This is a genomic window from Haloterrigena gelatinilytica (genome assembly GCF_013342145.1).
Taxonomy (GTDB): Archaea; Halobacteriota; Halobacteria; order Halobacteriales; family Natrialbaceae; genus Haloterrigena; species Haloterrigena gelatinilytica.
The window spans coordinates 1963960-1976952 of sequence record NZ_JABUQZ010000001.1 but is presented as its reverse complement, the minus strand read 5'-3'; the positions used below and the strand labels follow the sequence as shown (position 1 = coordinate 1976952).

Annotated in this window: 10 protein-coding genes; 5 read left to right on the top strand and 5 right to left on the bottom strand. The window is 68.5% G+C overall.

What is annotated here, in order from left to right:
• Positions 1-56: 56 nt before the first annotated feature.
• Entirely contained in the window at positions 57-2546 is a 2490-nt protein-coding gene (locus HTZ84_RS10050; protein WP_174680553.1) for a PAS domain S-box protein, read from the bottom strand.
• Positions 2547-2922: 376 nt separating this feature from the next.
• Between HTZ84_RS10050 and HTZ84_RS10045 the strand changes: the two genes are divergently transcribed.
• Together HTZ84_RS10045 and ftsZ are read left to right on the top strand one after the other, a co-directional pair.
• Positions 2923-4251: a D-aminoacyl-tRNA deacylase gene (locus HTZ84_RS10045; RefSeq protein WP_174680552.1), complete on the top strand. Its 1329-nt coding sequence runs from the start codon at positions 2923-2925 to the stop codon at positions 4249-4251.
• A gap of 157 nt (positions 4252-4408) precedes the next feature.
• Positions 4409-5584 carry a cell division protein FtsZ gene (ftsZ, locus tag HTZ84_RS10040; protein WP_174680551.1) on the top strand — a complete coding sequence of 392 codons (1176 nt, stop codon included), beginning with the start codon at positions 4409-4411 and terminating at the stop codon, positions 5582-5584.
• A gap of 170 nt (positions 5585-5754) precedes the next feature.
• Here the strand turns inward: ftsZ and HTZ84_RS10035 are convergent, their stop codons facing one another.
• On the bottom strand, positions 5755-6387 hold the full coding sequence (locus HTZ84_RS10035; RefSeq protein ID WP_174680550.1) for a ferritin family protein: 633 nt from the start codon (positions 6385-6387) through the stop codon (positions 5755-5757).
• Between the two features lie 114 nt (positions 6388-6501).
• On the opposite strand from HTZ84_RS10035, the gene HTZ84_RS10030 reads away from it, so the two are divergent.
• On the top strand, positions 6502-7680 hold the full coding sequence (locus HTZ84_RS10030) for an MBL fold metallo-hydrolase (RefSeq protein ID WP_174680549.1): 1179 nt from the start codon (positions 6502-6504) through the stop codon (positions 7678-7680).
• Positions 7681-7735: 55 nt separating this feature from the next.
• Here HTZ84_RS10030 and HTZ84_RS10025 read toward each other — a convergent pair whose 3' ends face one another.
• A complete protein-coding gene (locus tag HTZ84_RS10025) occupies positions 7736-8071 on the bottom strand; it encodes a 2Fe-2S iron-sulfur cluster-binding protein (RefSeq protein WP_174680548.1) in 336 nt (111 codons plus the stop codon).
• A 216-nt stretch (positions 8072-8287) separates the two neighbouring features.
• Between HTZ84_RS10025 and HTZ84_RS10020 the strand changes: the two genes are divergently transcribed.
• Together HTZ84_RS10020 and HTZ84_RS10015 are read left to right on the top strand one after the other, a co-directional pair.
• A complete protein-coding gene (locus HTZ84_RS10020) occupies positions 8288-9691 on the top strand; it encodes a geranylgeranyl reductase family protein (RefSeq protein WP_174680547.1) in 1404 nt (467 codons plus the stop codon).
• A 361-nt stretch (positions 9692-10052) separates the two neighbouring features.
• Positions 10053-10871: a DUF4397 domain-containing protein gene (locus HTZ84_RS10015; RefSeq protein ID WP_174680546.1), complete on the top strand. Its 819-nt coding sequence runs from the start codon at positions 10053-10055 to the stop codon at positions 10869-10871.
• 78 nt (positions 10872-10949) lie between these two features.
• Here the strand turns inward: HTZ84_RS10015 and HTZ84_RS10010 are convergent, their stop codons facing one another.
• Both HTZ84_RS10010 and HTZ84_RS10005 read right to left on the bottom strand, forming a co-directional pair.
• Positions 10950-12233, bottom strand: a complete 1284-nt coding sequence (locus HTZ84_RS10010; protein ID WP_174680545.1) for an amidohydrolase — start codon at positions 12231-12233, stop codon at positions 10950-10952.
• A gap of 110 nt (positions 12234-12343) precedes the next feature.
• On the bottom strand, positions 12344-12925 hold the full coding sequence (locus HTZ84_RS10005) for a DUF302 domain-containing protein (protein WP_174680544.1): 582 nt from the start codon (positions 12923-12925) through the stop codon (positions 12344-12346).
• Positions 12926-12993 lie beyond the last annotated feature (68 nt).

Sequence of the window (12993 nt, the reverse complement as noted above, 5' to 3'; positions counted from 1 at the left end):
AAAGGACTGTACCAGCGTGCTCTGGTATGACCGAGAGATACCGCGACGGAATCCGCTCACTCTCCCCGTAGAGGGCCGTTCCCGCCCTCGAAGTACGCCGTGAGTAACTTCGCCTGAGCGACCCGGAGGTGCTGGTGGAACGTCTGGCGGGCGATCCCGAGTCGATCGGCGATCTCGCCGGCGTCGCTGCTTCGCGTCGGCCACTCGAAGTAGCCGCCGTAGAAGGCCACTTCGAGGGCCGTCCGCTGTTTCTCGGTCAACTCCTCGGCGACCCGCCGGCGGAAGTCACCGCCGGTCTCGACGGGCCGCTCGACGGTCCGTTTCGACACGAACTCCGTCTCGGGGTAGGCCGCGGTGACGGCGTCGACGAGGTCGCGGATCTCGACGTCGGGACTGGTCTGGACGACGGTCGTCGAGACGCCGCGGTCGGCGACTCTCGAGCGCACTCGAGCCCCGTAATCCGCGAGCAAGCCGGTGATCGTCGGTCCGGCGACGACGACCTCCCAGTGGCTTTCGTCCCCGTCGGTATCCACCGACCGGAGTTCCTCGACCGCGTCGTAGTCGGTCACGACCGACCGGATCCTGTCGGGAGCGGCGCCGGCGACGGTCACGTAGTGGACGAACTGCTCGTCGGTCAGCGGCAACACGTGATCGATCGAGAGCCGGCAGTCGAGGCGGGCCGAGCAGTCGACGTAGACGTCCCGCCGGTCGGTGGACTCGAACTCGAGTTCGACGACGGTGTCCTGATAGAGGAGTCGCCGGACCGCCATCGCGTTGATCGCGTGGCCGATCGTGCCGCCGAACTCCTGGAGGACCTTCCGTTCGCGGTCGGTAAACGCCGCGGACTCGGCGGCGCCGACGACGAGCAGTCCGTAGGTGCGACCGCTCGCGGTGATCGGGACGACCGCGACCGCGCCGTAGTCGCGCTCGCGAGCGTCGCGGCGCCAGTCGTCGACGTCGCTCTCGCGGAGGCCGTGATAACACCGCACGGACTCCGTCTCGAGCGCCGATTCGCGCGACTCGCCCGAGGGCTCGACGAACGACGGAAGGACGGTCTCGACCGCGCTCGCGTCGATCCCGTCCCACGTCTGGGGCTCCCAGAGCTGCCGGTCGCTCGTCGCGACCCGATCGACGCGACCGATGGCGGCGAAGCGGTAGGCCGCCGCGTCGGCGAACGTCTCGACGATCGCGGATTCGATCTCGTCGCGGGTCTCGGCGGTGACCATCGCCTCGTCGATCGCCCTGATCGTCGCGTTGAGCCGCTCCAACCGCTCGAGTTCCCGTTCGCGGGCCTTGCGGCCGGTGATGTCGCGGCCGACGCCGGTAAAGCCCAGGACGGAGCCGGTGTCGTCGGTGATCCGTGCGCTGTTGAACTCGTAGGGAACGATCTCGCCGTCGTTCGTCAGTATCCCTCCCTCTGCCGTGACGCGGTCGCCGTCCTCGAGGATTCGCTCGATGGCGTCGGCGATGTGGTCGCGGTCGGACGGGGCGATGAACTCGAGCGGGTGCATGCCCTCGAGTTCGCTGGGGTCGTAGCCCGTCGCCTGTTCGAACCGATCGTTCCAGTGGATCAGGTTCTGCTCGGTGTCGTAGGCGTAGAGCATGTCCGGCTGCGCCTCGAAGATGCTCTCGGTGAGCGCCTTCTCCTCGCGGAGTTCCCGCTCGCGGGCCTCGCGTTCGCTGACGTCGCGGCCGACGCCGGTAAAGCCCAGGACGGAGCCGGTGTCGTCGGTGATTCGGGACGTGTTGAACTCGTAGGGGATCCGACGGCCGTCTTTCGTGAGGAGATCCGCCTCGACGGAGACGTACGCCGCTTCCTCGAGGATCCGCTGGATCGACTCCGCGATCCGCTCGCGGTGTTCCGGCACGACGAACTCGAGGGGGTCCATCTCGGCCAGTTCCGACTCCGCGTATCCCGTCACCTCCGGAACGCGGTCGTTCCACTCGAGGAAGTTCCCCTCCGCGTCGAAGGCGTAGACGACGTCCGGCTGGGCCTCGAAGATGCTCTCCGCGAACGCCTTCTCCTCGCGGAGGGTCCGTTCGCGTTCGTACTCGTCGGTCCGGTCCTGAAGGAAGCTCGCGTAGGCCACGACGTCGCCGGCCGACTCGTCCGCGCCGCGCGAGGTCACGTCGGGGTCGAACGTCCCCGAGTCGGCGATCTCGTTCTCGCGGACCGGTACGATCACCTCGCGAGCCCGAAACCGGCTGCCGTCGCTCCGGCAGCGCCAGCCCTCGTCTTCGACGCGCCCCTCGGCGCGTGCGCGCTCGAGTATCTGTGCCGGCCGACCGGTCGTGCGCTCTTCGGGCGGGAAGAAGATCCGGTAGTGTCGACCCGCGACCTCGGCTTCCTCGTATCCCGTGAGCGCTCGGACGCTCTCGTTCCACGTGGCGACGCGACCGTCCGCGTCGAGTATCGAAACGGCGTAGTCGGGGAGACGCGTCGCCAGCCGGCGAACGTCGAGGGTGAACTCGGGACAGTCGTCGTCGTTTGGTCCGGTCGTCGTTCCGTTCGCCTCGCCGTCGCATTCCGGAGGTGAGTCTGTCATTGGTTGGCTGGTGTGTTCAGAACACGTTCGGTCCGGCCGTGTTCGGCCCAGTGGTTCCCGTTACCAGTTACCATTCGGAACGCGGAAAAACCGACGGGGACCTGTGCCACGTGTTTATATTTATTTTTGATTATGGTTGTGGGGGCCGGTATCGGAACGAGAATCGGCGACGGTACCGGGTCGCGGCCGGTCGACCGAGTGAGCTCCCGTCGGCTCCGGTATTCGCCGAACCGGTCGCACGCCCAGACGAACCGTCCGGCCAGAAACGACGACTCGCACCTCGAGTGGGGAAAACGCTCTCAGAATCGACGACCGGACCCCGCGGATCCGCTTCGAAAACGCAGGCTATTCCTCCGCTCGGTACCGACGCTCTCGCGTGATCGCTATCGTCGAGAGCCGGGCCGACCGCGCGTCGGTCCACGTCTGCGACCAGCTCCGCGACCTCGCCGATTGGGAGGCCCTCGAGGACGGCTCCCGACCCGACGCCGACGGCGGCGGAACCTACTACCGACTCGAGGGCGCCGAACTCCGGTCGTTCGAGGACTTCCACCTCGAACTCGAGTCGCCCGTCGACGCCTTCGACTGCGACCCCGACCTGCTGGTCTTCGCCTCGCGCCACTCCGGCGACACGGGACCGCTGTTGACGGGCCACTTCACGGGGAACTTCGGTCCCGCGGAGTTCGGCGGCGAGCCCGACGCCGTCGCCGACGCGTGTCCGAACGCGCTGGCGCACCTGCTCGAGGCCTTCGACGAGCACGCCCCCGAGGGGTACGACGTGGGCATGGAGTGTACTCACCACGGCCCGACGGCGGTCGGCTGCCCGTCGCTGTTCGCGGAACTGGGCAGCGGCGACGAGCAGTGGGACGACCCCGCGGGCGCCGAGGCGGTCGCCCGCGCGATTCTCGACCTTCGAGGCGTCGACCCCCACCGCCATAGGCAGATCGTCGGCTTCGGCGGCAACCACTACGCGCCGCGGTTCGAGCGCGTCGTCCGCGAAACCGAGTGGGCGGTCGGCCACGTCGCGGCCGACTGGGCCCTCGAGGCGATGGACCACCCGACGACCCACCGCGACGTGCTCGACGCCGCGTTCGCGGCCAGCGAGACGGAGGTAGCCCTCGTCGACGGCGAGTGGCCGGTCCTCGAAGAGACGCTCGAGGATCTGGGCTACCGGCTCGTCAGCGAGACCTGGCTCCGCGAGGTGGACGATCGCCCGCTCGAGTTGGTCGACGCCGTCGAGGCGGATCTCGGGCGCATCGACGACGGGATCCGGTTCGGCGACCGACGCGCGGACGCGTTCGACGTCGTCGACCTGCCGGCCGAACTGGTCGCCGCCGCACAGGGGATCGATCCCGACCGCGTGCGAGAGATCGTCGCATCGAACGCCGTCGCCTTCGCGACCGAGAACGGGGGCAGTCGCGTCGGGTCGCGCGCCGCGGTTCCGACCGCGGACGAGGCGGCCGCCCGCGAGACGATCGTCGCGGCGCTCGCGACCGTCCTCGAGGAGAAGTACGACGACGTGACCGTCGCGGACGACGCGGTCGTCGCCGAGCGGACGGCGTTCGATCCCGAACTCGCGCGCGAGATCGGCGTTCCCGAGGGGCCGAAGTTCGGCGCGCTCGCCGACGGCGAGCCCGTCACCGTCGACGGTGAAACGATCAGTCCGCAGAGGGTTCGACGTCAGCAAACCGATCGGTTCCCGAAGTAACCGGACAGAACGAACGCAGTAAGCGCCGGTTACTGCATCCGGGGGCGGGATTCGTGGAATCGGGTAGGTGATAGATACTCTCCCCGGATTGTGTCAGACATGCGTCTGACGTGTAGGGGAAAGGTAATTATGCTCCATCTTCTAGACAGTGCCAAGAATGGACTCCATCATCGACGATGCGATCGACGAGGCCGAAACCGGGGAGCAGTCCGAGGTCCCCGACGACGCTCCGCCCCGGGACGACCAGTCCGCGGGCGACGCGTCGGACGGCCACCGGACAGGGACGATGACCGACGACGAACTCGAGGACGTTCTCCAGGATCTCCAGACCGATATCACCGTCGTCGGCTGCGGCGGCGCCGGCGGGAACACGGTCAACCGCATGCACGAGGAGGGCATCCACGGCGCGAAACTCGTCGCCGCCAACACCGACGTCCAGCACCTCGTAGAGATCGAGGCCGACACCAAGATCCTCATGGGCGAGGAGAAGACCGGCGGCCGCGGCGCCGGCTCGCTCCCGCAGGTCGGCGAGGAGGCCGCACTCGAGAGCCAGCAGGACATCTACGACGCCATCGACGGCTCCGACATGGTCTTCGTCACGGCGGGACTGGGCGGCGGGACCGGGACCGGTTCCGCGCCCGTCGTCGCCAAGGCCGCCCGCGAGGCCGGCGCCCTGACGATTTCGATCGTCACGACGCCGTTTACCGCGGAAGGCGAGGTCCGACGGACGAACGCCGAAGCGGGCCTCGAGCGCCTGCGCGACGTCTCGGACACCGTCATCGTCGTCCCCAACGACCGCCTGCTCGACTCGGTCGGCAAACTGCCCGTCCGCCAGGCGTTCAAGGTCTCTGACGAGGTGCTGATGCGTTCGGTCAAGGGCATCACGGAACTGATCACCAAGCCCGGCCTCGTCAACCTGGACTTCGCCGACGTTCGCACCGTCATGGAACGCGGCGGCGTCGCCATGATCGGTCTCGGGGAATCCGACTCCGAGGCGAAAGCCGAGGACTCGGTCAAGACCGCGCTGCGCTCCCCGCTGCTGGACGTCGACATCTCCGGCGCGAGCTCCGCGCTGGTCAACGTTACCGGCGGCAACGACATGGCCATCGAGGAGGCAGAGGGCGTCGTCGAGGAGATCTACGACCGGATCGACCCCGACGCGCGCATCATCTGGGGGACCTCGATCGACGAGAGCCTCGAGGGCAGCATGCGGACGATGATCGTCGTCACCGGCGTCGAATCGCCCCAGATCTACGGCCGGCCCGACGAGGAGACCGTCCAGCCGGAGATGACCGGCCAGGCGGGCGGCGACGACATCGACTTCGTCGACTGACCGCGATCGCGAGCCGTTCGACCGCAGAGAGGATCGGGAGGGAGTCCATCTTCACCACTTCTAGCCGTTTGGACTCGCGGTTCGGGACCGTGGGCTGTGAGTGAGAACTGTGACAACTCCGTCCGAACGGAGCACGTCGTCGGACTCGAGGAACACTCGCCGCGCTCGCCTCAGCAGATCGGTTTCGGGTCGATTCCCATCTCGTCCAGCGAGCCCGCGTACGCGTCGTACGCGATCTCGATAACCTCCTCGGTCGCGTCTCGAGCGCGGTCCCAGTCTCCGTCCTCGTCGCAGACGTCCTCGAGTAGCTCGAGCGCCCGGTCGCCCTGCGCCGCCGTCTCGCTTCGCAGCTCCCGGAACTGCTCGGCTCGGCGTTCGTCGCCCTCGTTGACGAAGAAGCTCACGACCTGCAGGTGCGTCCGCTCGCCGACCATCGATCGTCCGACGAGTCCGCCGAGGCGGGCGGTCGCGTCCTCGAGCGATCGGAGGGCCTCGTGCATCGGTCCGCCGGTCGCGTCGGCGTCGCCCTCGCCCTCGAGCAGGTCAGCGACCCGTTCGTAGTGCTCGCGCTCCTGCTCGCGGAACTCGGCGAACAGTTCTTGTGCATCTTCGTGGCCCTCGTCGTCGGCCCAGCCCTCGAAGGTCTCCATCGCGGCGCGTTCGCCGTCGGCGACCGTCCGGAGGACCGTTTCGGCCGTCAGATCGGCGTCGGTGAGCGCGACGAGCAGTTTGGACGACCCGAGTCGCTCGAGTTCGCTGTCCATCGAGTCCTCGACCGCGTCCCGGAATCCGTCGGCGTCCATACCCCTTCGACACCGCGGATCGTGTTGAACGTTGGTGACGGCTCGGCGGGCTGACGGGACGGGCGACCCCACCTCGAGCCACGACTTAACCGTCGCGGCGGCGTACCGACGCCCATGACCGACGGGAACGAGCCTGCGGAGCCGACGGCCGAACGCGAACAGGCCTCGATCGAACCCGAGGCGTTGGCCGACCGGCTGCGGTCCGGCGACGGGTTTACCGTCCTCGACGTCCGCGACCGGGACGAGTTCGAGCGCTGGCACCTCGAGGGCGCGGGCGTCGAGGCCGTCCAGATTCCCCACATGAAGTTCATCCAGGCCCAGGCGACCGGCGGCGTGACCGACCTCGTCGACGACCTCGAGGAGCCGATCGTCGCGGTCTGCGGGCGCGGGGCGGCCAGCGCGCACGCCGTCGACCTCCTCCGGGACGCCGGTCTCGACGCCGGCAACCTCGCCGGCGGGATGGACGCCTGGGCCGACCTGTACGTCGCCCGCGAACTCGCGGTCGACGCGCCCGCGACGGTCGTCCAGTACGACCGGCCCTCGAGCGGCTGTCTCGCCTACGCGATCTACAGCGACGGCGAGGCGGCGGTGATCGACCCGCTCCGCGCGTTCGCCGATCGATACGTCGACGACGCTGCGGACCGGGGCGCGGAGCTCCGGTACGCCGTCGACACCCACGTCCACGCCGACCACGTCAGCGGCGTCCGCGCCCTCGCCGAGCGGACCGACGCGGAGCCGATCGTGCCCGAGGGCGCGACGGATCGCGGCCTCGCGTTCGACGCGACGACCCTCTCCGCTGCTGACGAACTCGAGATCGGTTCGGCGACGCTAACCGCGCTTTCGACACCGGGCCACACGACCGAGTCGCTCTCCTACCGGCTCGGCGACGTCCTCTTTACCGGCGACACGCTCTTCCTCGAGGGCGTCGGGCGGCCGGACCTCGAACGCGGCGACGACGGAGCGTCCGAAGCCGCCCGACGACTATACGAGACGCTGCACGAGCGACTCGAGGAGATCCCGGACGAGACGACGATCGCCCCGGGCCACTACAGCGACGTCGCGGACCCGCGGGACGACGGAACCTACACCGCTCGTCTCGGCTCGCTGCGCGACCGACTCGCGGCGTTCTCGATGGACGAAGCCGCCTTCGTCGAGCACGCCACGAGCGACCTCCCGCCGCGGCCGTCCAACCACGAGCGCATCGTCGCGGCGAATCTCGGCCGCGAGGACGTCGACGCCGAGACGGCGTTCGAACTCGAGCTCGGGCCGAACAACTGCGCGGTCGCCGAGTGAGCGGAACGCTCGTCGGGCGACCGCGCGAGAAGGAACGAGTGTTAGTCGCGAACGGTCAGTCGTCCGCGGTCGCGCCGGCGTTCGAGCCGTCGGCCTCGAGGTCGCTCTCGATGCTCGGCGGGTACTCGCCGCGGTCGAGTTTGAGATCCGACTGCGGGCGCGCCATGCAGGTGAGCGCGTAGTTCTCGGCCTCTTCCTCGGTCAGTCCGCGGGCCGCGGGCTGGGTGACCTCGCCCTCGACGATCTCCGCCGAGCAGGCCAGACACATCCCGACGCGACACGAGTACTCCTGGGCGATGCCCTCCTCGAGACACCGGCTCAGGATCGTCTCCGTGTCCGAACAGGTGATCGTCTCACCCGTCCCGACGAATTCGACCGTATACTCAGTCATAGCAACCGATACGGACGACCTCACTAAAACTCTTTATTCACATCTGTGTCGTGATAGGAGCAAGGAGACTCGCACGGCGGAACCAGTTCGGACCGTCGATGCCGTCTCGCGACCGAACGGCGACGGACACCGGGCCGTCGGCTCCCGCTTTTGGCCTCGCGATGCCGACAAATAACACATAAAACGTTTTCTCCCCGTGGTGTAGACACTGTTAGTATGAGTACGCAGGAGCAGTCGACGACCGCCGCGTCCGAGACCCACTCGCCGGACGTGGTCGTCGTCGGCGCGGGGACCGCAGGGTGTTACGCCGCAGCGACCGTCGCACGCGAGGGGTACGACGTCGTCGTCCTCGAGCGCAAGACCGAGGACGAGGCCGGCCACATCGCCTGCGGGGACGCCCTGAAGGGCGCGGACGCCTTCCCCGAATCGATCCCGAAATCGCAGATCGAACCCGCCTTCACCAACACGGGCGTCGACCACGGCCGCTTCGAGATCCCCCAGGAAGACACCGTCCTCGAGATCCCGATCCCCGGCGAGTTAGCGGTCATCGACCGCTGGGAGTACGGCCGCCTGATCATCGAGGGTGCAGCGGACGCGGGCGCCGACTTCCACTACGATACGGTCGTGAAGAACGTCACGCAGGCCGACGACGGGCAGGTCACCGGCGTGGAAGCGATCCGGAAGGGCGAGCCCCGAACCTACGAGGCCGACGTCGTCATCGACGCCGCGGGCTCGCTGTCGGTCCTACAGGACCACGTCGACTTCTCGACGTCGACGTTCGACACGAACGTCAACTACAGCCACTTCTGTTCGGCCTACCGCGAGATCGTCCGCGTCGACGATCCCGTCGAGTGGGACGACGCGCTCGTGTTCAAGCCGACCGAGCGCGCCGCGGGCTACCTCTGGTACTTCCCGCGAACCGACACCGAGATCAACGCCGGACTGGGCTTCCAGATGACCGAGGAGCCGATGAAACTCGTCGACGACCTCAAGCGCGACCTCGAGAACCGCTCCGAGTTCCGCGGCGCCGAGGTCGAGGACAAACTCGGCGCGGCCCTCCCCACTCGCCGGCCCTACGACTCGGCCGTCCACCCGGGCTACATGGCCGTCGGCGACGCCGCGGGTCACGTCAACCCCACCACCGGCGGCGGCATCGCCGGCGCCGCTTACGCCGGCAAGTACGCCGCCGAGGCCGCGGTCGAGGGCCTCGAGACCGGCGACCTCAGCGAGAAGGCCCTCTGGGAGTACAACGAGCGCGTCATGGACCACTTCGGCGCCCGCTACGCCGCGCTGGACGTCTACAACATCCTCTCGACGGCCGTCGACGTCGACGACCTGATGGGGCTGCTCGCCGCGATGCCCGGCGAGAAACTCGCCGAAGCGCTGTACTCCGGCAGCACGAGCATCGGTCCGAAGCTCGCCGCAGAGAGCCTGTACAAGAGCCGCGAGCACTGGGACACGATCTGGAACCTCTTCCGAACGAAGCGCCGCGCCGACGACCTGCTCGAACTCTACGAGGAGTACCCCCACCACCCCGCCGCCCTCGAGCACTGGCAGCAACGGCGCGACGACCTGATGGAGTCCGTCTACGAGACGACCGGGGCCGATCCTAAATACTAACAAACTTTTGCTCTGCGGGTGCGCCTGCGGCGCACCCTCGGCAAAACTTTGATGAAAAGCACTCCTCCTTCCCCTTCAGCCGCGCACAGCGCGCTTCCGGGTCAGTCGTCGGCCCGCTCGCTCGGCCTGCGGCCTCGCTCACGGTCGCTACCGGGCGACGGCCTGCCCTTCCCCGGATCGCGGACTCCTCGCGGTGCTCGGAGGCCGCTCCCGGCCAGATAACTCGAGCCGATTCATGGTTCATTTCTGCTATACCGGATTGCTCGAGGACGTTCTTACCTTCGTGACGGAAACGAGTTCTGGCCAAAACCCTTCACTGTTAGGGAAACTCGTGATTCACGGCTGTCTGATACGTCGTATCGTGACACGAAATCACACGCGCCGACGCGCACTGTCACTGATCGGCTCCACCGGCATCGTCGCGATCGCCGGTTGCACGGGTGGCGGCGACGATTCGGAGGACGAGGAGATGTCCGACGACGGGGCGAACGGCGACGACATGGAGAACGGAGCCGAAGACATGAACAACGAGTCCGAGAGCGACGACATGGACGAAGCGATGGGGAACGTCCGCGTCGCCCACCTCTCCCCGGACGCGCCGAACGTCGACGTCTGGGTCGACGGCGACGCCGTCCTCGAGGACGTCCCCTACCGGGCCGTCAGCGACTACCTCCCACTCGAGCCCGGGACCTACGCGGTCGAGATCACGGCCGCCGGGGATCCCGACACGGTCGTCTTCGACGACGACCTCGAGGTCGGCGAGGGGGACTACACCGTCGCCGCGGTGGGCGAACTCGAAGGGGACGATCAGCCGTTCGAGGTGATGGTTTACGAGGACGACCTGAGCGATCCCGGCGATCAGGCCCGCATTCGTCTCGTCCACGCCTCGCCGGACGCCCCCGCGGTCGACGTCACCGCCGGCGACGGCGAGACGGTGCTGTTCGAGGGCGCCGCCTTCGGCGACGCGGCCGCCGTCGAGGTCCCCGGGGATATGTACACCCTCGAGGTCCGACCCGCGACCGACGCCAACGACGGCGACGCCGTCGCGACGTTCGACGTCGAACCCGACGCCGGGACCGTCTCCTCGGCCTTCGCGGTCGGCTACCTCGAGCCCGAATCGGCCCCGGCCGACGAGCCGTTCGACCTCGAGGTCGTCGTCGATCACGACGGCGACCACTGATCCGACGACGGCAGCGGCGCCGAGCCGCCCATCGTCGATCGAAGCCGTTCGATCCGTTTGTTCACCGCCGGAACGCCTTCAGGGCCGTCCGCGGCCGAGTCGCTCGATCGCACCGGAGACGACGTCGACGCCGTGGGCGATGCTCGCCTCGTCGACGTCGAACGTCGCGCTGTGGTGGCCGCCGGGGTGGTCGGTCCCGATGCCGACGTAACACGCCTCGCCGCCGTTCTCCTGGACGGCCTGCATGAGGTACGTCGCGTCCTCGCTGCCGCCGAGGTCGTCGCGCTCGAGGACGTTCTCGACGCCCGCGGTCTCGCCGGCGACGTCGGCGACGACGTCGACGAGTCGCTGGTCGCTTGTCGCGCTCGGGGCCTCCGCCCCGAGGCCGAACGAGACCTCGCACTCGTGCATCTCGGCGGCCGATCGGATCACGTGGCGGGCCTTCCGGTCCATGTACTCCATCAGGTCGGTCGTCTCGCCCCGGACCTCCGCGAGGATGCGCGCCTCGTCCGGAATGATGTTGGCGGCGCTGCCGCCCTCGACGACGCCGGCGTTGATCCGGGTCTTGCCGTCGTTGTGCCGCGGGATCCCGTAGAGATTTTGCACTGCGGTCGCCATCGCCTGGACGGCGTTGCGCCCCTGTTCGGGGTGGCCGCCGGCGTGGGCCGACTCGCCGGCGAACTCGGCCTCGAGGTGGCGCACGGCGAGGAAGCCGTCGATGCCGGCGACGATCTCGCCGGTCGGGTGGTCGAGCCCGATGTGGATCGCGAGCAGTCGGTCGACGTCCGCGATGTGCTCGCTCTTCGCCATCGACTTGCCGCCGCCGACGACCTCCTCGGCGGGCTGGAAGAACACCTTCAGCGTCCCCGAGAAGTCGTCGCTCGCGGCGATCCGCTCTGCGACGCCGATCCCGATGGTCGCGTGGGCGTCGTGGCCGCAGGCGTGCATCGCGCCCTCGTGTTCCGAGCGGAACCCCGCCGCGGCGGGAGCGTGGTCGGGAGCGTCGCTCTCCTCGCGCGGGAGCCCGTCGATGTCGACGCGCAGGCCCACCGTCGGTCCCTCGCCGCGCTCTAAGACGGCGACGGCGCCCGTGTAGCCGCCCGCGAGGGACTCGAGGACCTCCTCGTCGGCGCCGGCCTCGCGGGCCCGGTCGAGCCAGCGGGTCAGTTCCGCCTCGTCGGGGACGGCCATCCGGTGGTCGCCCGCGATGGCGTCGGGGCCGACGTGGAGTTCGTCGAGGTCGTCGCCCAGTCTGGACTCGAGTTCGTCGACGAGTCGTGCGGTGGTGTAGAACTCGCACCAGGCCGGTTCGGGTCGCCGGTGGAGGTCTCGACGCAGCGAGACGAGGTCGTCCGTGCTCATACCCGTGTCTCGTCGTGACGGGTCAAAAGTACTGCACCTCTTCGCACGGTTCGTGGGCGACGAGCACGTCACGACCGACCGCTCGAGACGAGCGGCGCGGCGTCGATCGGTCAGTCCTCGCCGGCGTCGGGTTCGGTACCGGCGACCGCACTGGCGAGGTCGGCCAGCGCGTCGGCGACGCCCGTCAGCTGCTGGTCGACACCCTCGAGGTCGTGCCGGCGAGCCAGATACCGCGGATCGTTGTAGGTCACGAACACCTGCCCGTCGGCCTCCCAGACGAGCAGTTTCTGCGGGAGGTCGATCGCGACCGAGCGACTCGCCCGCATCAGCGGCGTCCCGGCCGCGGGATTACCGAAGAGGAACAGCGTCGTCGGCGGGAGGTCCATATCGGCCGACTCGGCGTTTTCCGCGTGGTCGATCGTCGCGACGAGCAGCAGGTCTCGCACCTCGAGGGCCGGTTCGACGCGCGCGACGGTCGTCTCGAAGTCGGCGTCGCTCTCCGCGGTTATCAGTCCCGGATCGTCGAGCGCCGCCTCCGGATCGTCGTCACCGGCCGTGACCGTCGGCGTCGCAGATTTGTCGCCGTCGCCACTGGCCGTGGCCGTCGTCGATGCACCGATACCCAGCGCCGTTCCAGCGCCGAGCACCTGCAAGAAGCGTCGTCGCGCCGTGTCGGATCGATCGTCCGTCATCGTCCCGACGATCCGGCGAGCCGGTGGTAGTTATGCGGACGTATGCTCGGCTAACGGAACGTTTGGCG